The following is a 20298-nucleotide window of genomic DNA, read 5'->3' as shown; positions in this document are numbered from 1 at the left end:
CGGTTTCTTCCTGCATATTGCAGAGCAATCCGCTAGGCTTGGTTCATCTTGCCAGGGAGCATTCCATGTTCGAATCAGCTGAAATCGGCCATTTCATCGATAAAGAAACCTACGACAGGGAAGCCCCCGCTTTACGTGAAGCGTTGCTTGAAGCCCAGTTTGAGCTCCATCAGCAAAAGCGTGCTTCGGTCATTGTGCTGATCAATGGCATTGAAGGCGCCGGCAAGGGTGAAACGGTCAAACTGCTTAGTGAATGGATGGATCCGCGCCTGATCGAAGTGCGGACTTTTGATAGCCAGACCGATGAAGAGCTGGCTCATCCGCCGGCCTGGCGTTACTGGCGTCAATTGCCCGCCAAGGGGCGGATGGGCGTGTTTTTTGGCAATTGGTACAGCCAGATGCTCCAGGGCCGGGTTCACGGCCTGTTCAAGAATGCCGTGCTTGATCAGGCGATCACGGGCGCCGAACGTCTGGAAAAGATGCTGTGCAATGAGGGCGCAGTGATCTTCAAGTTCTGGTTCCACCTGTCCAAAAAACAAATGAAGGAACGCCTGCAAACCCTCAAGGATGACCCATTGCACAGCTGGCGCATCAGCCCGCTGGACTGGCAGCAGTCCAAAACCTATGACAAGTTCGTACGCTATGGCGAGCGGGCGATCCGCCGCACCAGTCGTGATTACGCGCCGTGGAATATCGTCGAAGGTATTGACCCCTATTACCGCAGTTTGACTGTGGGCAAAATCCTTCTTGAAGGCTTGCAGGCGGCGTTGCATACCCCCAAGGTTGCAGCCCGCCCGGCGGGTGTGCCGCCGTTACCGGACAAGCAAGGCGAATTGACCCTGCTCGATTGCCTGGACCTGACCCGGCATCTTGAAAAAGAGGATTACCAGGAGCAATTGATCACTGAGCAGGCGCGTCTATCGGGCCTGATGCGTGACAAACGGATGCGCCGGCATTCATTGATCGCCGTATTTGAAGGCAATGATGCCGCAGGCAAAGGCGGCTCTATCCGGCGGGTGGCGGCAGCGCTGGACCCGCGTCAGTACATCATTGTGCCTATTGCTGCGCCTTCCGAGGATGAGCGAGCACAACCTTATCTTTGGCGTTTTTGGCGACATATCCCGGCGCGGGGCAAATTCACCATTTTTGACCGCTCCTGGTATGGCCGGGTGCTGGTTGAACGGGTCGAGGGTTTTTGCACGAAGGCGGACTGGATGCGCGCTTATGGCGAAATCAACGATTTCGAAGAACAACTTACGGCAGCAGGCGCGATTGTCGTCAAATTCTGGCTGGCAATCGACAAGGACACCCAGCTTGAGCGTTTTCAGGAGCGTGAAGAAATCCCGTTCAAACGCTTCAAGATTACCGAGGAAGATTGGCGTAATCGCGAAAAGTGGGATGTGTACCGCAGTGCGGTATGCGACATGGTGGATCGCACCAGCACCGAAATCTCGCCCTGGACCCTGGTTGAAGCCAATGACAAGCGCTGGGCACGGGTAAAGGTGCTACGCACGATCAACGAGGCTCTGGAAGCAGCCTTCGAGAAACGCGACAGGCAGGAAAAAAAGCGCAAGAAGAAGTAACACGGTACTTACCCTGTGGTGCTTCGCTTGTGCGCGGCAACACGGGGTTAGCCTGCGACTATATATCTACCACTGATGCACTCCGGATTTCTGTTCAGATCAGGTGACTGTCGATCACTTGGGATGAACGCTTTCATGTCCGAAAACAGCCACACCCTTAACGCTGACCAGTACCTTTCATTTGGCAGCCTGTCTATCAATTTGCCCGGTACTCTGCGAGAGCGAAAAGTCTCACGCTACGAAGCAAGCCTGCAGTCATTTATAGGCACTGCTGATCAGGCGATGACTCGCTTGGCCGCTTACCGGGATACTCATGAGCAGGCTCTGACCCAGTGTGCCGAAACTCAACAGGCAACGGACAGGCTGCTTGAAGGGGCCGAGTCTCAGGGCGCCGACTTCTGGACCCGGCTGGATGCCGGCGGGCTTAGTCTGTTGCAGCGTTTGTCTACGGGCAGGTCGCGCAGCTTGCTGGCCGAAGCACAGTTGCAAGTGTATGAAGGCCGGTTGAGCGAATCTGCGTATCAACAGATAAAAGAAGTTGTCAGCGAACCCTGGTCTTCACTCCGCGGGCAAAGTGTCAGCTGCGTTTGCGACCTGTCCCTGGGCACCTCGCAACGCTCTTATTTGCTGCAGGGGGCGATGGTGATAACTCGTCAGCCTGCGCTTGATGACCATCAACATCCGGAGCCCGTATTTCTGTTCGTTCCGGGCAATGCGGGCGGTTTGCAAGCATTCACTTCCGTGGCTCAGCTCAAGACCCAACTGGCCCGCAGCGTTCGGGCCGATCCGGACGGGTTCTGGCTCGGCCATGTTTCGCTGAAAAACCGCGCTGCTGCCCGGGCAGCGATAATGCTCGAGGGTACTGAAAGCCCCGTTATCCTGCGTGTGCTCGATGGTCATGCCTTCAGTCTGGGGGTTGAGGATCAAATCGCCGGCTATAAAGAAATTGCTTCGCTTATAGCCAGGGGCCAGTTGTTGTACAGCGAATCGACGGTTGCGCAGTCTCTTGAGCGCTTGCGTCTGGAAACCGCACAAAACCTGCTGGCGCCGGGCAATGAGGCCCGTGAACAGGGCATTGACCTTGTGGCTGAACAATTGCGTACGGCACTGGCTACGCAGGACTTGCCGGACTGGTTGCTGCGGGCATCGGTCGAAGAGCGGGCCGAATATGCCAAGGGACTTGTGGTTTACGCACGTAATGCCCTTTGGCTGGAGGACGATCTGAACCGTCATCTGCCGTCATTCGAGGTGTTTACCCGCGATAAGCTGGCTGAGCGGCTCAAGGCCGATTTAAAACGAGATATCGATCCGGATGCGGTCAGGGTCGATATGCCCGATCGGGTCATCGTTGAGGTGCTGCAAACGAGCGAGAGGGCCGAGCGTCCGCATCTGGCGGGCGATACGTCGGAAAGCATAGCGATCACCGGCTTTTCAACCTGGGATGACGTCAGTCTTGCGCGTCACACCTTCAGCTTGTCCGAGCTGGCTCGCAAGAATATTGATGTGAATGACGAACAGCAGATGCTGCGTCTCAAGCACAGCTACTTCACTCTGGATGGCGTGGATACCAAGGCGCTGGGTATTGACCTTAAGTATCTGCTCAAAACCATTCTGGATCTGGATGTTGCCATGCTTTACAGCATGAGGATCACCCGTGCTTTTCTGGGTCGCACAGTAGGGGGTAGCCAGCCCGGAGCTCCCGATATTGCCAGGCGACTGGGAGTGTTCAGGCAAGCCATCAACCTTGAGGCCTGGGTCGCACGTCAGCGCAGCCACCTGTCAGAGCGGGGGTACAGGCTGGCGCAGGCAGCGACCGCACCCGGCAATGGTAATCACAAACCTGACGCCGAATTCGACATCGAATACCGTTATACCTGGTTACGCTCACCAGACCGGGGGGACAGTTCCTATACCGAACAAGCCTTGATCGGGGTGTCTGTGGTGCATGACAAAACCTCGGGGCTGGCGCTGATGTATCTGGCGGGCGCTCCGGGTAATCAGAAGTTCTTCGAAGGTTCCGGGTTCCAGCATCTGATTGAACGTCTCTCCAATCATGTGCTGCTCAACAGGGAGCTGCTCACCTACTTCGCAAACAGTACAGAGACCGGTTCGAGCGTTGCGCGGAATATTCAGAACATCAATGCCATTTTGCGTGTCGGAACTTACGGTTTTCTCGTGATTGACCCGGTCAAGGCGTCCCATGTGTCGCTGACTGACATGCAGTACCTGGCACGCATGGGGCGGCTCAAGGAGCAGGTCTATGGTTCCTCCAGATCGGCGCTGGATATCGAGCGCCGTCAGATGGAGCGTATTGCGCAGCGGGATCTGAGCTACATAAAGATTGGCCTGTCGGTTATTCCGGGTATTGGCACAACCATTGGTGTCTATGACGGCTGGAATGACGCATCTGCGGCCATCAGTGCGTTTGCCCGAGGCGATTACAAGGCGGGAGCGTGGCTGGCTTTCTCTGCCGCGCTTAATTTGGGCGAGGCGGTTCTTACGCTCGCACCTCTGGTGGCGCGCCCCAGAGCAGTAAGCGCAGTGCTGGGCAGCCTGGATGAAACGGTGACCAAGGCCGTAGCAACCCTATATGACGCAGGGTGGAGAGCCAGTAAATCGTTGCAGAAAAAACGCCTGAAGGATCTATTGCCGTCTGTCACTTCCCGCAAGCCCTGGCGTACCAAGGCATTCGAGGGCTATGAGGTCAAAGTCCCGCTCTATGACGCCGTGAGGCTCAGGGGGAAAAACGAAAATGTCTATCTCTTGAATAACAAGATGTACATTCAGATCGATGAAAAAGTGTACGAAGTGTATCGTCGCTCAGGTGAGAAAACCCTTCGCCTCAAGGCGCGCCCGCCCAAGAACTATGAACCGCCGATCAGGATGGATGCACGGGGGCGCTGGGAGTATCACGCCGATGTCGGGGGCAAGGGAGGGGCGCCGTTTCCGGAGCTGGAAGAGCTGATTGTTGATTCAACCCCCGTTACATCCACGCGCAAGGTTCCTGATGGATACGCTGTGACGGCCGCGGTTACCCCGGCGCCAATTCCTGCCGTACATCCTCAAGGCGTCGAGTCGATGGACAGGGTGGTTATCGGCCATCGGGATTTGTTTGTTTCCAGCGAACTTGATAGTGCAGGCAATTTTGGAATCTATCGTATTGATCCTGCTGATCCGACCCGACTGCAGGCTCAGGGTGTATTAACGCCCGAAGGGGTATATCGCCTCACCGATCAGCCTCTAGTCTCCGGTAGCGATCTGTTTGAAGAAGTCGCCGAAGATTTTGTCTTTATGGACAACAAGTTCTATCGGGTGCAACTGGATACTGAGCAGTTTTCCTGGAAAGTGGTGCGCACGGGTGATGAGGGTAGCAGCACGCTGTTTATCGAAAGTGATGGGGTATTTGATCCGGTCACACAACGGTTGGTCATCAGCAACTGGCACCTGATGCCAAGGCTCGGAGAACATCCCAGTCTGGAGGCCCTGGTGCGCCAGGCGCTTGACTTGCCTGCAACTGGTCTTGACCACGAAGTCTATGCATTTTTGCGCAACTACACGCGCCAGATCATCCAGTCTGTCGACACACAGGTGATACGGGCACCTGATGTGCTGGAGCTGGAGCGTCTGTGTGAGCAGAGCCTGCGCCGCAAGCAATTCCCGGTGGGCAGGCTGGACGAAGCCTTGACGGCCATGGCCAACAAGCAGCCCCTGCCGATCTGGGCACCGGTCTATGACGAACTGCAGGGTATGCGCTCGGTGTTCCCGACGACATCCGGAAGGTATTACAACATTGATGCCGTGCGTCAATTGCGCAGTCATATGTCGATCCGCGATCTGGATGTGGAGGTTGCCGCCCTTATTGACAACTATGCAGCAATGCGTGCCGGATTGATCTCTACGTTTAATATGAGAAACACTCTGGCCAAAAGCGTCATGCAGTTGGTCTTGAAAAAGCGTGGTTACACATTACTTGATGGCGGTCGCTACAAAGTGGGGGCTGCCGGTTTCGGTATGGTGCTACGTGGTCCCAACGGTGATCTGTATCTGATGGAAGTCAGGCATATACGGGCCACCGGCAACACCTGGGGGCATGTATTTTTTGATCGTGGATCCGCGAGCAAACTAGTCATGATGTCTGATGAATGGGTCGATATCGTCGTGCGAAAATCCCTGGAGGAAGTGCCATTCAATCCTGCAGCTGTGGCAGTACAGCAAGCCAGGGCAGATGGCCGCTTGTTCAAACTGGTTGGCACCATCACCCCCGACAAGGAAGTGATGGTGTTCAAGGTTGCAACCCCGGGCCCAGGATTGTAAAAAACCGCCTAGCCGTGCTTGCCCGCGCCCAGCATGTTTTCAGGACGAACCCACTGGTCAAACTCGGCGTCCGTGAGGTAGCCCAGTTCCAGTGCTGCTTCGCGCAGGGTCAAACCTTCGGCGTAGGCCTTTTTGGCAATCTCGGCTGACTTGTCATAGCCGATATGGGGGTTGAGTGCGGTCACCAGCATCAGGCCGCGCTCCAGGTGTTCGGCCATTTTGGCGGCATCGACCTCAAGCCCGGTGACGCAGTGTTTGAAAAAGTTGCTGCAACCGTCTCCCAGCAACTGGATGGATTGCAGCAGGTTGTGAATGATCACCGGTTTATAGACGTTCAGTTGCAAATGCCCCTGGCTTGCAGCAAAGCCGATGGCAACATCGTTGCCCATCACCTGGCACGCCAGCATCGACAAGGCTTCGCACTGGGTCGGATTAACCTTGCCCGGCATGATCGAACTGCCCGGCTCATTGGCGGGCAGTTTGATTTCGGCCAGCCCGGCGCGGGGGCCGGAACCCAGCAGGCGGAAGTCATTGGCCAGTTTCATGAGGGTCACGGCCAGTGTTTTGAGGGCGCCTGACAAGGTGGTCAAGGGCTCGTGGCCGGCCAGCGCGGCAAATTTGTTCGGCGCGGTCACAAATGGCAGGCCAGATAACGCAGCCAGTTCAGCGGCAATCGCTTCGGCGAAACCGTGGGGTGCATTCAGCCCGGTGCCCACCGCGGTACCCCCCTGTGCCAGCTCGCACACTGCGGGCAAGGCCGAACGTATGGCTTGCTCGGCGTAGTCCAGCTGCGCGATATAGGCTGACAGCTCCTGGCCGAAGGTGATCGGCGTGGCGTCCATCATATGGGTGCGGCCGGTCTTGACCAGTTTCATATGCCGTGCCGACAACTCGGCCAGGCCTCCTGCCAGTTCATTGATCGCGGGCAGCAAATGATTGTGCACAGCCTTGGCGGCGGCGATATGCATGGCGGTGGGGAAGCAGTCGTTGGAGCTTTGCGAGCGGTTGACATGGTCATTGGGGTGGACTGGCGACTTGCCGCCACGGCCTTTGCCCGCCAGTTCATTGGCGCGTCCTGCAATGACTTCGTTGGCGTTCATGTTGCTCTGTGTACCGCTGCCTGTCTGCCACACCACCAGCGGGAACTGGTCGTCGTGTTCACCGTTGAGCACTTCATCGGCGGCCTGTTCGATCAGGCGGGCGATATCGGCAGGCAAATCACCGTTGCGGTCATTGACCCGCGAGGCAGCCTTTTTGATCAAGACCAGGGCATGCAGAACCGCCAGCGGTATTTTTTCGTTGCCGATGGCAAAGTTGATCAGTGACCGCTGTGTCTGCGCCCCCCAATAAGCCTCATCGGCCACGCTTACTTCACCCAGGCTGTCGGTTTCGATACGGCTCATCGGCTCTTTCTCCTTGAAGTCTGACCTGACAGCTTAGGCGTTGATTCACACTAAGGGTTCAATCTTGCGTTTTCGGTGCTTTTGGTCGGCTGATGAGAACGTCTATCAGTGTCGGGGTTGAGTGACACACTTTATTAGGCGCAGAATGGCCGCCCTTGGGGTTAAACCTCGCTTGCTAGAAAAGGAAACTCGATGACCCGTCTTCGCGCCATCTGTACAGCGGTAGCTCTGGTTTGCGCCAGCGGCCAGGTTTTCGCCGATGCAGCTAGCCACGCTGCCAGTGCTGAAACGTTCCTGAAACTGGCACATGCCGATAAGCTGGGTACCCCGGTGTATATGCAAGTGCAGCAAATGTTCGCTCAGCGTTTCGAGCAAACCAAAGCACCAGCCTCCAAGAAAGCCCTGCTGGAAACTTACCAGGCCAAAGCCAACACCGCTCTGGATCAAGCCATTGGCTGGAACAAGCTGAAGCCGGACATGGTCAAGCTCTACACCACCAATTTCACCGAGTCTGAGCTCAAGGACCTGGTAGCGTTCTACCAGTCGCCTCTGGGCAAGAAAGTGCTGGAAAAAATGCCGCAACTGACCCAGCAATCGGCACAAATGACCCAGGCCAAACTGGAAAGTGCAGTGCCGGTTGTCAACAAGCTGCTAGAAGACATGACAGCCGAGCTGGAGCCAAAAGCGGCCCCGGCCAAAAAGAAGTAAGCGGAGCCTGAATGAGCATGCAACAGCGTATTGAAGCGGCGCTAGGCGCTCTGCAACCCGAGCACCTGAGCGTGCTGGATGAAAGCCATATGCACAGTCGTGGGTTGCAGACCCACTTCAAGGCAGTGGTGGTCAGCGAGCAGTTCGCCGGGCTCAACAGCGTCAAGCGTCATCAAAAGGTCTATGCCACCCTGGGTGACCTGATGGGCGAGTTCCATGCGCTGGCTTTGCACACGTACACGCCTGTGGAATGGGCGAAAATCGGCACGGCCCCGGCATCGCCGACCTGTGCTGGCGGTGGGCACTGAGTTGGCGTAATCCGCCTGCTTTTTGTTAGAATCCGCAACGCGCCGCTTCGTCGGCGCGTTTTTTTTTGCGCCCGGTTCACCCTTTACGAGGGTAGCCACCTGGAGATTGATGCGATGACTTCGCCTGTTGTTGTAGCTGCACTGTATAAATTCGTCACCCTTGAGGACTACGTCGAGCTGCGTGAGCCACTGCTCAAGGCCATGGTCGACAACGGTATCAAGGGCACCTTGCTGATCGCCGAAGAAGGCATCAACGGTACGGTATCCGGCAGCCGTGAAGGTATTGACGGGCTGATGGCCTGGCTCAAGACTGATCCGCGCATGGTCGATATCGATCACAAGGAATCCTACTGCGATGACCAGCCGTTCTATCGGACCAAGGTCAAGCTCAAGAAAGAAATCGTCACCCTCGGTGTTGAAGGCGTGGACCCGAACAAGAAGGTCGGGACCTATGTCGACCCCGAGAACTGGAATGCGCTGATCAGCGATCCAGAGGTGTTGTTGATCGACACCCGCAACGATTACGAGGTTTCGATCGGTACGTTTGAAGGCGCTATCGATCCGAAAACGACCAGCTTTCGCGAATTCCCCGACTATATCAAAGCCAATTTCGACCCTGCCAGGCACAAGAAAGTCGCGATGTTCTGCACCGGCGGCATTCGCTGTGAAAAGGCTTCGAGCTATATGCTCAGCCAGGGTTTTGACGAGGTTTATCACCTCAAGGGCGGTATCCTGAAGTACCTCGAAGAGGTACCCCAGGAAGAAACCAAATGGCAGGGCGACTGCTTTGTATTTGATAACCGCGTTACCGTGCGCCATGACCTCAGCGCCGGCGAATACGATCAGTGCCATGCCTGCCGCACCCCGATCAGCCTCGCTGATCGCGAGTCCGAGCACTATCAACCCGGTATCAGTTGCCCGTATTGCTGGGACAGCTTGAGCGAGAAAACCCGTCGCAGCGCCATTGATCGCCAAAAGCAGATCGAGCTGGCCAAGGAGCGTAACCAGCCGCACCCGATCGGTCACAACTACCGTAAAGCTGCCGAGGCCTGATATGACAGCGCGCCTGCTCTATGTGATGGATCCAATGTGCTCCTGGTGCTGGGGTTTTTCGCCCATCGCCCAGGCGCTGGTTGAGCAGGCGCAGGCCGCAGGCGTTGAGTTGCATCTGGTAGTGGGAGGTTTGCGCACCGGCAGTGGCTCGGCGCTTGAGCCTGCTACGCGGCGCTATATTCTTGAGCACTGGCAGGCGGTCACAGAGGCCACCGGGCAACCTTTCAACTTCGAGGGGGCCTTGCCCGACGGCTTTATCTACGACACCGAACCTGCCTGCCGGGCTATTGTCGCGGTACGCAGCCTTGCCCCCGATTGCGCCTGGAAGCTGGTCAAACTGATACAGCAGGCGTTTTACGTACAAGGCCGTGATGTGACCCAGGCCAGTGTGCTGGTCGAACTGGCTGAAATCGCGGGAGTGCCGCGTATCGAATTTGCTGCCGCTTTTGACTCTGCCGAGCAGCATGCAGCGACAGCCGCGGATTTTACCTGGGTGCAGGATCTGGGGATTGCCGGTTTTCCGACCTTGCTTGCCGAGCGCAACGGCCAGCTGGCGTTGTTGACCAACGGCTATCAGCCGCTTGCGCCCTTGTCTGACTTGCTTGTTCGCTGGCTTGAACGCGCTGCACGTGTTTGATCCCTCTGCTGTACCGCCTGCGGCTGCGGTGACGGATCGCCTGACCTGGGCCGAAATCCGCCGCCTGGCTCTGCGCCATAAAAAAGCCCTGTGGCTTGCCAACGGCGTTGCCGTGCTGGCGACCCTGTGCAGTGTGCCGATCCCCTTGCTTCTGCCTTTGCTGGTGGACGAGGTGCTGTTGGGTAACGGGGACGCTGCGCTGAAGATCATGAACCACTGGCTGCCGACTGCGTGGCAAAGCGCGGCAGGCTATATCGGCCTGATGCTGGCGATTACCCTGTTGCTGCGCTGCGGTGCTTTGCTGTTTAACGTGCTGCAGGCGCGGCTGTTTTCGCGGCTGGCCAAGGACATTGTGTTTCGCATTCGCCTGCGCCTGATCGAACGCTTGAAGCGAATATCACTGGCCGAGTACGAAAGCCTGGGCAGCGGCACGGTGACGACTCATCTGGTCACCGACCTCGATACGCTCGACAAGTTTGTCGGAGAAACCCTGAGCCGATTTTTGGTGGCGATGCTCACTCTGGTGGGCACTTCGGCGATTTTGTTGTGGATGCACTGGCAGCTGGCGCTGCTGATTTTGCTGTTCAACCCGCTGGTGATTTACGCCACGGTGCAGTTGGGCAAGCGGGTCAAGCACCTGAAAAAGCTTGAAAACGACAGCACGGCGCGCTTTACCCAGGCCCTTACCGAGACGCTGGATTCCATCCAGGAAGTGCGTGCAGGTAACCGTCAGGGCTTTTTCCTGGGCCGTCTGGGGTTACGGGCGCGAGAAGTGCGGGACTTTGCCGTGGCTTCACAGTGGAAGAGCGATGCCTCCAATCGCGCCAGCGGTTTGTTGTTCCAGTTCGGGATCGATATTTTTCGAGCCGCCGCGATGTTGACGGTATTGTTTTCGGATCTGTCGATCGGTCAGATGCTCGCAGTGTTCAGTTATCTGTGGTTCATGATCGGGCCGGTTGAGCAGTTGCTCAATTTGCAATATGCCTTCTATGCCGCTGATGGAGCCGTTACGCGGATCAATCAGTTATTGGCGCGCAACGACGAGCCACAATACCCCGGCGGCGCCAATCCATTTGTGGGGCGACAGACGGTCGGCATCGAAGTGCGTGACCTTAGCTTCAGCTATGGCGACGAAAAGGTACTCGATCACCTTAACCTGACCATTGCTCCTGGTGAGAAGGTGGCCATTGTCGGCACTAGCGGTGGTGGTAAAAGCACCCTTGTGCAACTGTTGCTGGGCTTATACACGCCGCAGTCGGGGAGTATCCGCTTTGCTGATGCCAGCCAGCCCGAAATCGGCCTGCAGACCATTCGCGAGCATGTGGCGGTGGTGCTGCAACACCCGGCATTGTTCAACGATACCGTGCGTGCCAATCTGACCATGGGCCGTGAACGAACCGATGAAGCGTGCTGGCACGCCCTGCAAATCGCTCAGCTCGATGGCACCATTGATGCGCTGCCCCAGGGCCTGGACAGCATCGTGGGGCGTTCGGGGGTGCGTTTGTCCGGCGGTCAGCGTCAGCGCCTGGCGATTGCGCGCATGGTATTGGCCGAACCCAAGGTGGTGATCCTCGACGAGGCCACCAGTGCCCTGGATGCTGCCACCGAATACAACCTGCATCACGCTTTGGGAAAATTTTTGAGCGGGCGCACAACTTTAATCATCGCTCACCGTTTATCTGCGGTAAAACAGGCTGACCGGGTGCTGGTGTTTGATGGTGGGTGCATTGCCGAAGAGGGCGATCACCAGCAGTTGATTGCAGAGGGTGGGCTCTATGCCAAGCTCTACGGGCATCTGCAGCAGACGTGATGTCGCAGGGTTGTGGGGGCGAGCCTGCACGCGAAAGCCCATGAGCATCGCAGTTATCCGGCCAATACACGGTATTGCTCACGATCTTCTCGAGCAGGTTCTTTTGCACAGGCGCATTGCTTGCTTCAATGAACATAATGATGCGGCTGCACGCTTATTGAAGATTTAGATCGGCTCAGACTACTCAATTTTTGAAAAATTGGCCTAGGCTGACTTGTAGTGAGATTTTCTCTCTGGTTTTCATTTGACTCCATGAAGCAAAGGGAACTCATGAAATCTAAACGCCCCCTTGGTACACCACGCTTATTGGGCATTGTTTGGCCTTTTATTGCTGTCGTGCTGTTCCAGGCGTTATTGGGGTGCGTGAGTCTGTATATGCTTTCTGCCGTGAGGAGTTATGTCGGTGGCGAAAGTTTATGGTCCAAGGGGCAGAAGGACGCCATCTACTTTCTCTATCTGTATTCCGATACCCATGACCCGGTTTATTACGAAAAATACACACAGGCCATAAGTGTTCCCCAGGGCGACCATAAGTTACGCCTGGCGATGGATGAGTCCCCACCCAATGAAGTCGCTGCCCGCGAAGGCATTCTGCAGGGCGGCAACAGCGCGCAAGATGCCTCCAGCATTATCTGGTTTTACCGCTACTTCCGCCATGTAAGCTATATGGAAACCGCCATCGAGAAGTGGGCCATAGGTGATGCTTACCTGCTCAAGCTCGACAATCTGGCCCAGGAGATGCACAAGGCCATCCTCGCCGGCAATGCCGATGCTGCGGAGTCCCAGCGCTGGGAAGACGAGATTTTCGCCATCAACGAGGGTATTGCGCCTTCTGCCAAGGCTTTCAGTGATGCGCTGGGTGAAGGCTCGCGCTTTATCTGGCGGTTGCTGGTGGTCATAAACCTGGTCACGGCGGTGGCGCTGATCCTGCTGGTACTCAAGCGCACCCATAAAGTGCTCAAGCAGAGCCGTGCTTTTGCCGAGGCGCTGCAGCTGGAAAAAGAGCGGGCGCAAATCACCCTGCAGTCGATTGGCGACGGTGTTATCACCACCGACGTCAATGGCGCGATTGCCTATATGAACCCTGCGGCCGAGAACTTGACCCAGTGGAAGTCCGAGCAGGCGCAAGGCATTTCCCTGGCTGCGCTGTTCAAGTTGCTTGATGACAACGATCAGGACGAAGGCCCCAGGCTGGTCGAGCGTATTCTCACTGGCGAGCTGGGTAACAGTCGCGAGCACTCCCGGCAGATTCAACGCATGGATGGCAGTACCGTTGCGGTAACCCTTGTGGGTGCGCCAATCCTTCACGATGGCGATGTCAGTGGCGCAGTGCTGGTGCTGCATGACATGACCCAGGAGCGCCAGTACATTGCCAACCTGTCCTGGCAGGCGACCCATGATGCACTGACCGGGCTGGCCAACCGACGTGAGTTCGAATACCGCCTGGAGTTGGTACTGAAGAACCTGGGGCGCCAGCAGGGCCGGCATGCCCTGATGTTTCTTGATCTGGACCAGTTCAAGCTGGTCAATGACACCTGCGGTCACGCGGCGGGTGATGAGCTGTTGCGGCATATTTGTACGTTGCTGCGTACCGGCCTGCGTGAAGGCGATACCCTGGCCCGGCTGGGTGGGGATGAGTTTGGCATCCTGCTGGAAAACTGCCCGGTGGACATGGCGGAAAAAATCGCCGGCGGTTTGCGTCAGGCGGTGCAAAGCCTGCATTTTGCCTGGAAAGGGCGCCCGTTCATGAGCACCATCAGCATCGGCCTTGTGCATATCCATAAAGCGCTAGTCACCCTTGAGTCTTTGATGCGGGCTGCGGACATGGCCTGTTATATGGCCAAGGAAAAGGGCCGTAACCGGGTGCAGGTTTATCATGTAGATGACACGGAGTTGTCATTGCGCTTTGGTGAAATGGCCTGGGTGCAGCGCTTGCATGTCGCACTGGAAGAAAACCGCTTCAGTCTGTATGCCCAGGAAATAACCCCCCTGGGACCTGTGCAGGACGGGGGCGGGCATATCGAGATTCTGTTGCGCCTGCAAGATGAAAACGGTCGCATTGTATTCCCGGACAGTTTTATTCCTGCGGCGGAACGTTATGGCTTGATGAGTTCGATAGACCGCTGGGTGGTCGAAAATGTGTTCAGGATCATTGCGGAATGTTCAGCCCAGGCGGGTGGGCGGCCAATGGCCATGTGTGCGATCAACCTGTCTGGGTCAACCATTGGCGATGATGACTTTCTTGCGTTTTTGCATGAACAATTTGACTGTTACGGCGTGTCGCCAAAACTCATCTGTTTTGAAATTACTGAAACCAGTGCAATTGCCAACCTGGGTAATGCCATCCGTTTTATCAATGATCTTAAAACCCTGGGTTGTCACTTTTCGCTGGATGACTTTTGTGCCGGGATGTCCTCATTTGCCTATTTGAAACATCTTCCTGTCGACTTTTTGAAGATCGACGGCAGTTTCGTCAAGGACATGTTGGACGACCCGATCAATCGTGCCATGGTTGAAGTCATTAATCATATTGGCCATGTCATGGGCAAACGCACGATTGCCGAGTTTGTTGAAAGCACACAGATTGAAGAGGCCTTGATTGAAATCGGCGTTGATTATGCGCAGGGCTATATTGTCCAGCGGCCACAGTTATTCACGTTCGATAGTTTGTTGCAGCGTCCTCAGCGTGCCCGGGCGTTGACATTGAAGTCCCCGGGCACGTTGCGTTGATCTGTTCTACATTTCTAAAGTCTATTATCAAAAAGGATTTGGATTGTGAGTGAAGTCTTCAACCGAACGGGGCCTCTTATGGAGGAAGCCAGTTACCCCCAGTGGGCCCGGCAGTTGATTCGGGACTGTAGCGAAAGCAAGCGTCGGGCAGTCAAACACGAAATTTACAAGCGCATGCGTGACAACACCTTGAGCCCCAGAGCAATGCGCATGTTTCTCGTGGGCGGCTGGCCGGTAGTCGAGCAGTTTTCGTTGTACATGGGCCATAACCTGGGCAAGACCCGCTACGGGCGTCACCCTGGCGAAGACATGGCTCGCCGCTGGTTGATTCGCAATATCCGGGTCGAGCTTAATCATGCCGACTATTGGGTGAACTGGGCGCTGGCGCACGGGGTCAGCCTTGAAGACCTCAATGCCCAGGACCTGCCTGCCGAGTTTCAGGCGCTGAACGACTGGTGCTGGCATAGCTGTTCCAAGGATTCGCTGGCCGTGGCGATGGCTGCCACCAACTACGCCATCGAGGGTGCCGTGGGTGAGTGGGCGGCGATTGTCTGCTCGGCCGATATCTATGAAGAGTCGTTTGCGGTCGATCAACGCAAGCGCGCGATGAAGTGGCTGAAGATGCACGCCCAGTACGATGACGAGCATCCCTGGGAGGCGCTGGAAATTGTCTGTACCCTCGTGGGAATGAATCCGAGCCAGGAGCAGATCACTGAACTGCGCAAAGCCATCTGCAAGAGCTACGACTATATGTATCTGTTTCTGCAAAGTTGCCTGTTGTTCGACAAGGCCGCTGTGGCGCGTGAGCATCGGGAACTGGTAGAGAGCTGAACACCGGCTTTTCAGTGCATAAAAAAACCGCGGGCTGCATGGGATGCAGCCCGCGGTTTTTGTTTGTAGCCCTGTTACTGTGCGTTGAAAGCCTGCCCGTTGATCCCGGTACTGTCCGGGCCCATCAGGTACAGGTAAACCGGCATGATTTCGTGTGGCTCTGGATTGTTCTCGGGGTTTTCACCCGGATAGGCCAGGGCGCGCATGCTGGTGCGGGTCGCGCCGGGGTTGATGCTGTTGGCACGTACCGGGGCCACGCCGTCGACTTCGTCGGCCAGGGTTTGCATCAAACCTTCGGTGGCGAACTTGGAGACGCCATAGGCACCCCAGTAAGCACGGCCTTTGCGCCCGACACTGCTGGAAGTGAAGATCACCGAGGCGTCCTGCGACAGCTTGAGCAGGGGTAGCAGGGTGCTGGTGAGCATAAACATGGCATTGACGTTGATATGCATCACGCGCATGAAATTTTCCCCCGACAGCTGCTCCAGCGGCGTGCGCGGACCAATGATCGAAGCGTTGTGCAGCAGCCCGTCAAGGCGGCCGAACTCGGTCTCGATCATGGCGGCCAGCTCATCGTATTGATGGGGTTGGGCGGTTTCGAGGTTGAACGGGATAACCACTGGCTGCGGATGGCCCGCAGCTTCGATTTCGTCGTAGACCTGGCTTAGGTTGGCTTCGGTCTTGCCCAGCAGCAATACGGTTGCGCCGTGTGCGGCATAGGTCCTGGCTGCAGCAGCGCCGATGCCGCGACCGGCGCCGGTAACCAGGATCACCCGATCCTGGAGCAGGTTGGGGCGGGCTGAATAATCAAACATAAAAAACCTCAACAAAATCGGTCATCGTTAGCAGCTGCACATCGCGTTATCCAGCACTTTGCGCAGTTCGGCCGGATGATCGACCACCACGTCCGCACCCCAGTGATCAGGGTTGTCGTCAGGGTGGATATAACCAAAGCGCACGGCTGCAGTTTTGGTCCCGGCATCGCGCCCGGACTCGATATCGCGCAGGTCATCGCCTACAAACAGTACGCTGGCCGGGTCAAGGTCGAGCATTTTGCAGGCCAGAATCAGCGGCTCGGGGTCCGGCTTGCTGTTTTTGACGTGGTCGGGGCAAATCAGCAGCGCCGAGCGCTCGGCCAGGCCCAGGCGTTCCATGATTGGCTGGGCGAACCGCACCGGTTTGTTGGTGACGACGCCCCACACCAGATGGGCCTTTTCGATATCGGCGAGCAACTCTTCCATGCCATCAAACAGCTTGGTATGGACTGCGCAATCGCGCTGATAGCGCTCCAGGAACTCCTGACGCAGCTCTTCAAAGCCAGGTGCGTCAGGGTCCATGTTGAAAGTCGCTGCCACCATGGCGCGTGCACCGCCGGAAATCTCGTCGCGGATAAGTTTGTCTGCGACGGGAGGCAGGTCGCGATCGGCGCGCATGGCCTGGCAGATGGCGATAAAGTCCGGCGCGGTGTCGAGCAGGGTGCCGTCCATGTCAAAAAGAACTGCTCTTAAACGCATGTGTTACTCCTCGCGAAGGGTCTGGATCATGTAGTTGACGTCAACATCGGCGGCCAGCTTGTAGTGCTTGGTCAGCGGGTTGTAGGTCAGGCCGATGATGTCCTTGACGCTCAATCCGGCCTGGCGGCTCCAGGCACCCAGCTCGGAAGGGCGAATGAATTTTTTGAAGTCATGGGTGCCACGGGGGATCAGCTTGAGTATGTATTCCGCACCGAGGATAGCGAACAGATAGGACTTGGGGTTGCGGTTGATGGTCGAGAAGAACACCTGGCCACCGGGCTTGACCATTTTGTAGCAGGCGCGGATCACCGACGATGGGTCGGGTACATGCTCAAGCATTTCGAGGCAGGTGACTACATCGAACTGCCCGGGCATTTCTTCAGCAAGATCTTCAGCAGTGACCTGGCGGTACTCAACGTTTACGCCGGACTCGAGCTGATGCAGCTGTGCCACGGCCAGCGGGGCTTCGCCCATGTCGATGCCCATTACGGTGGCGCCGCGCTGAGCCATCGACTCGCTGAGAATGCCGCCGCCGCAGCCGACGTCGAGGACTTTTTTGCCAGCCAGTTGTACGCGCTCGTCAATCCAGTTGACGCGCAGCGGGTTGATGTCGTGCAGCGGCTTGAACTCGCTCTCACGGTCCCACCAGCGATGGGCTAGCGCTTCGAATTTGGCGATCTCGGCGTGGTCAACGTTGCTCATGGGTAAATCCTCTAAAGCTGAATAATCTGGTAAAGCTCCGGGCGCAGGCCCGAAGGTACTGAATCAATGAGTATGGCCGCTTATGCGTTCGCCCCAGGCCCTTGCGGTTGCGCAGAGTTGTTGCTCGTCCAGGCGGGTCAGGTGTCGATCCTCGAGCAGCTGCTTGCCTGCGACCCACACATGTTTAACGCAATCGCGGCCAGTGGCGTAGATCAACTGCGAAACGGGGTCGTAAACCGGTTGCTGGGCCAGGCCGCTGAGGTCAAAGGCTACCAGGTCGGCGGCCTTGCCGATTTCGATCGAGCCGGTGTCGCTTTCAATGCCCAGGGCGCGCGCGCCATTGAGGGTGGCCATGCGCAGTGCGCGGTGGGCGTCCAGCGCGGTGGCAGAGCCTGCAACGGCCTTGGCCAGCAAGGCGGCGGTGCGGGTTTCGCCGAGCAGATCGAGGTCATTGTTGCTGGCCGCTCCGTCGGTACCCACCGCCACATTGACCCCGGCTTGCCACAGGCGCTCCACCGGGCAGAAGCCACTGGCCAGTTTGAGGTTGGACTCGGGGCAATGAACCACGCTGGAGTTGCTTTCTACCAGCATGGCCAGGTCGTCATCGCTGATCTGGGTCATGTGTACGGCCTGGAAGCGCGGGCCCAGCAAGCCCAGGCGGGCGAGGCGGGCCATCGGGCGTTCGGCGTGTTGCTCGACGGCCTGATGCACTTCGAAGGCGGTTTCGTGAACGTGCATATGAATGGCGGCATCCAGCTCGTCGGCGATGACCCGGATTTTCTCCAGGTTGTCGTCGCTTACGGTGTAAGGCGCATGGGGACCGAAGGCAATTTTGATCCGCGGGTGAAACTTCAGGTCGGCAAGCAGTTCGACGGCCTGGCGCAGGGATTCGTCTGCGCTGCTGGCGCCGGGAATCGGAAAGTCGAGAATCGGAATGGCGATTTGTGCACGGATACCGCTCTTGTGCACGCACTCGCTGGCAACTTTCGGGAAAAAATACATGTCACTGAAGCAGGTGATGCCGCCCTTGAGCTGTTCGGCGATGGCCAGGTTGGTGCCGTCGCGCACGAACTGCTCATCGACCCATTTGCCCTCGGCCGGCCAGATATGCTGTTCGAGCCAGGTCATCAGGGGCAGGTCGTCGGCCATGCCGCGGAACAGCGTCATGGCCGCATGCCCGTGCGCGTTGATCAGCCCCGGGCTGAGCAGCATGTCCGGCAGCTCGCGGGTTTGCGTGGTGGTGAGCTTCAGCGCCTGTTCGCGCGGGCCGATGAACACAATGCAGCCGTCGCGAATGCCCACGCCGTGATCCTTGAGTACGACACCGGCCGGTTCTACAGGCACCAGCCAGGTGGGTAACAGCAGTAAGTCCAGGGGCGTGGTTGGGGTCGGCATCGAAAACTGATTCCAGTGCGTTATAAAAGGAGGCGAAGTATACCCGAGCGTCTTGGGGGTGGGCTCGCTATAATCGGCCGCTTTGTTACCAGGTAATGGGGGAAGGCATGCGCGATCGACTGTTGGCTGCGGAAAAGGTTAAGGCCATCGATTGGCGGGATGACGCCCTGTATCTGTTGGATCAACGCATTCTGCCCTTTGAAGAGAGCTGGCTGGCGTACACCGGCGTTGACGGTGTGGCGCAAGCGATTCGCGACATGGTCGTGCGCGGCGCCCCGGCAATCGGTATCGCGGCGGCCTATGGCGTGGTGCTGGCTGCGCGTGTGCGCAAGGCTGCAGGTGGTGACTGGCTGGCAGCGCTGGAAGAGGACTTCACCCTGCTGGCGGACTCGCGTCCTACGGCAGTGAACCTGTTCTGGGCCTTGAATCGCATGCGCGAACGTCTGGCTCGAAGCCAAAACCGCGCGGATGTATTGCAGGTGCTTGAGGCAGAGGCTGTTGCCATCCACGAAAGTGATCGCGAGGCCAATCTGACCATGGCGCAGTTGGGTGTCGATGTCATTCGCCGCCATCAGGGCAATGCCCAGGCGGTGCTGACCCACTGCAACACCGGAGCCCTGGCCACAGGCGGCTTTGGTACGGCGCTGGGGGTCATCCGGGCGGCCTGGCTCGAAGGCATGATCGAGCAGGTCTATGCCGACGAAACCCGGCCCTGGCTGCAGGGTTCGCGCCTGACTGCGTGGGAGCTGGCCAATGAAGGCATCCCGGTGGTACTGAATGTCGATTCGGCAGCAGCGCATATCATGAAAACCAAAGGCGTCACCTGGGTGATCGTGGGCGCTGACCGCATCACTGCGAATGGCGATGTGGCGAACAAGATCGGCACCTACCAACTGGCGGTCAACGCCATGCACCACGGCGTGCGCTTTATGGTGGTGGCCCCGAGCTCGACCATCGACATGGATCTGGCCTCGGGTGATGACATCCCGATTGAGGAGCGTGACGGCCGCGAACTGCTGGAAGTGGGTGGCAAGCGGGTCGGCGCGGATGTGCAGGCCTTCAACCCGGTGTTTGATGTGACGCCTGCGGACCTGATCGATGTGATTGTCACCGAGAAGGGTGTGATTGAACGCCCGGATGCGGCGAAGATGGCGCAATTGATGTGCCGCAAGCGCTTGCATTGAAACGCAAGCCTGTCGTCGCTGCCGAAGGCCGCGAAGAGGAACGCGGGTGCTTCAAATCGCCTTCAGAGTCCCTCTGGGGCCCTTCAGGCCGATAAACGTCGTAATTACTACGCTCCATGCACATCT

General features: G+C 57.4%; 15 protein-coding genes. 10 read left to right on the top strand and 5 right to left on the bottom strand.

The genetic code is table 11. The features are described from left to right. Positions 1 to 65: 65 nt before the first annotated feature. Positions 66 to 1583: a polyphosphate:AMP phosphotransferase gene (gene pap, locus PPTH39_RS05620; RefSeq protein ID WP_095002821.1), complete on the top strand. Its 1518-nt coding sequence runs from the start codon at positions 66 to 68 to the stop codon at positions 1581 to 1583. A 135-nt stretch (positions 1584 to 1718) separates the two neighbouring features. After that, entirely contained in the window at positions 1719 to 5897 is a 4179-nt protein-coding gene (locus tag PPTH39_RS05615) for a dermonecrotic toxin domain-containing protein (RefSeq protein ID WP_130871745.1), read from the top strand. Between the two features lie 8 nt (positions 5898 to 5905). On the opposite strand, the gene PPTH39_RS05610 is transcribed toward PPTH39_RS05615, so the two are convergent. Further along, the gene (locus PPTH39_RS05610; RefSeq protein ID WP_130871744.1) at positions 5906 to 7300 is read right to left on the bottom strand and encodes a class II fumarate hydratase; all 1395 of its coding nucleotides are present in this window, start codon (positions 7298 to 7300) and stop codon (positions 5906 to 5908) included. 192 nt (positions 7301 to 7492) lie between these two features. Here PPTH39_RS05610 and PPTH39_RS05605 point away from each other — a divergent pair, with 192 nt between their 5' ends. The 7 genes from PPTH39_RS05605 (at position 7493) to PPTH39_RS05575 (ending at position 15377) form a co-directional block, all read left to right on the top strand. Next, positions 7493 to 8008, top strand: a complete 516-nt coding sequence (locus PPTH39_RS05605; protein ID WP_095002818.1) for a DUF2059 domain-containing protein — start codon at positions 7493 to 7495, stop codon at positions 8006 to 8008. Positions 8009 to 8019: 11 nt separating this feature from the next. After that, on the top strand, positions 8020 to 8316 hold the full coding sequence (locus PPTH39_RS05600; protein ID WP_130871743.1) for a BolA family protein: 297 nt from the start codon (positions 8020 to 8022) through the stop codon (positions 8314 to 8316). Between the two features lie 114 nt (positions 8317 to 8430). Beyond that, positions 8431 to 9369 carry an oxygen-dependent tRNA uridine(34) hydroxylase TrhO gene (gene trhO / locus PPTH39_RS05595; protein WP_095019032.1) on the top strand — a complete coding sequence of 313 codons (939 nt, stop codon included), beginning with the start codon at positions 8431 to 8433 and terminating at the stop codon, positions 9367 to 9369. Position 9370: 1 nt separating this feature from the next. After that, positions 9371 to 10006 (top strand): DsbA family protein, encoded by a 636-nt coding sequence (locus PPTH39_RS05590; RefSeq protein WP_130871742.1) that lies wholly within the window; start codon positions 9371 to 9373, stop codon positions 10004 to 10006. Between the two features lie 28 nt (positions 10007 to 10034). Then, positions 10035 to 11816, top strand: coding sequence for an ABC transporter ATP-binding protein (locus PPTH39_RS05585; RefSeq protein WP_169916727.1), 1782 nt, complete (start codon positions 10035 to 10037; stop codon positions 11814 to 11816). 270 nt (positions 11817 to 12086) lie between these two features. Next, complete coding sequence (locus tag PPTH39_RS05580) at positions 12087 to 14546, top strand: EAL domain-containing protein (RefSeq protein WP_130871741.1); 2460 nt, start codon at positions 12087 to 12089, stop codon at positions 14544 to 14546. Between the two features lie 45 nt (positions 14547 to 14591). Next, positions 14592 to 15377: a TenA family transcriptional regulator gene (locus PPTH39_RS05575; protein WP_095019029.1), complete on the top strand. Its 786-nt coding sequence runs from the start codon at positions 14592 to 14594 to the stop codon at positions 15375 to 15377. Positions 15378 to 15451: 74 nt separating this feature from the next. Here PPTH39_RS05575 and PPTH39_RS05570 read toward each other — a convergent pair whose 3' ends face one another. From PPTH39_RS05570 to PPTH39_RS05555, 4 genes are all read right to left on the bottom strand, one after another. Further along, positions 15452 to 16192: a YciK family oxidoreductase gene (locus tag PPTH39_RS05570; RefSeq protein ID WP_095002811.1), complete on the bottom strand. Its 741-nt coding sequence runs from the start codon at positions 16190 to 16192 to the stop codon at positions 15452 to 15454. 27 nt (positions 16193 to 16219) lie between these two features. Continuing rightward, a complete protein-coding gene (gene mupP / locus PPTH39_RS05565; RefSeq protein WP_095002810.1) occupies positions 16220 to 16891 on the bottom strand; it encodes an N-acetylmuramic acid 6-phosphate phosphatase MupP in 672 nt (223 codons plus the stop codon). 3 nt (positions 16892 to 16894) lie between these two features. After that, the gene (gene ubiG, locus PPTH39_RS05560; protein ID WP_095002809.1) at positions 16895 to 17593 is read right to left on the bottom strand and encodes a bifunctional 2-polyprenyl-6-hydroxyphenol methylase/3-demethylubiquinol 3-O-methyltransferase UbiG; all 699 of its coding nucleotides are present in this window, start codon (positions 17591 to 17593) and stop codon (positions 16895 to 16897) included. Between the two features lie 63 nt (positions 17594 to 17656). Continuing rightward, positions 17657 to 18988, bottom strand: a complete 1332-nt coding sequence (locus PPTH39_RS05555) for a TRZ/ATZ family hydrolase (protein ID WP_130871740.1) — start codon at positions 18986 to 18988, stop codon at positions 17657 to 17659. A gap of 107 nt (positions 18989 to 19095) precedes the next feature. Between PPTH39_RS05555 and mtnA the strand changes: the two genes are divergently transcribed. Beyond that, positions 19096 to 20172 carry an S-methyl-5-thioribose-1-phosphate isomerase gene (gene mtnA / locus PPTH39_RS05550; RefSeq protein WP_095002807.1) on the top strand — a complete coding sequence of 359 codons (1077 nt, stop codon included), beginning with the start codon at positions 19096 to 19098 and terminating at the stop codon, positions 20170 to 20172. Positions 20173 to 20298 lie beyond the last annotated feature (126 nt).

The organism is Pseudomonas bubulae (assembly GCF_900618535.1).
Classification (GTDB): domain Bacteria; phylum Pseudomonadota; class Gammaproteobacteria; order Pseudomonadales; family Pseudomonadaceae; genus Aquipseudomonas; species Aquipseudomonas bubulae.
This window is presented reverse-complemented; position numbering and strand designations above follow the sequence as displayed.

Coding starts and splice junctions, on each gene's coding strand:
- PPTH39_RS05610 (WP_130871744.1), bottom strand. CDS start 7,300: ATGAGCCGTATCGAAACCGACAGCCTGGGTGAAGTAAGCGTGGCCGAT.
- PPTH39_RS05590 (WP_130871742.1), top strand. CDS start 9,371: ATGACAGCGCGCCTGCTCTATGTGATGGATCCAATGTGCTCCTGGTGC.
- trhO (WP_095019032.1), top strand. CDS start 8,431: ATGACTTCGCCTGTTGTTGTAGCTGCACTGTATAAATTCGTCACCCTT.
- PPTH39_RS05615 (WP_130871745.1), top strand. CDS start 1,719: ATGTCCGAAAACAGCCACACCCTTAACGCTGACCAGTACCTTTCATTT.
- PPTH39_RS05570 (WP_095002811.1), bottom strand. CDS start 16,192: ATGTTTGATTATTCAGCCCGCCCCAACCTGCTCCAGGATCGGGTGATC.
- PPTH39_RS05600 (WP_130871743.1), top strand. CDS start 8,020: ATGAGCATGCAACAGCGTATTGAAGCGGCGCTAGGCGCTCTGCAACCC.
- pap (WP_095002821.1), top strand. CDS start 66: ATGTTCGAATCAGCTGAAATCGGCCATTTCATCGATAAAGAAACCTAC.
- PPTH39_RS05605 (WP_095002818.1), top strand. CDS start 7,493: ATGACCCGTCTTCGCGCCATCTGTACAGCGGTAGCTCTGGTTTGCGCC.
- PPTH39_RS05555 (WP_130871740.1), bottom strand. CDS start 18,988: ATGCCGACCCCAACCACGCCCCTGGACTTACTGCTGTTACCCACCTGG.
- ubiG (WP_095002809.1), bottom strand. CDS start 17,593: ATGAGCAACGTTGACCACGCCGAGATCGCCAAATTCGAAGCGCTAGCC.
- PPTH39_RS05580 (WP_130871741.1), top strand. CDS start 12,087: ATGAAATCTAAACGCCCCCTTGGTACACCACGCTTATTGGGCATTGTT.
- mtnA (WP_095002807.1), top strand. CDS start 19,096: ATGCGCGATCGACTGTTGGCTGCGGAAAAGGTTAAGGCCATCGATTGG.
- mupP (WP_095002810.1), bottom strand. CDS start 16,891: ATGCGTTTAAGAGCAGTTCTTTTTGACATGGACGGCACCCTGCTCGAC.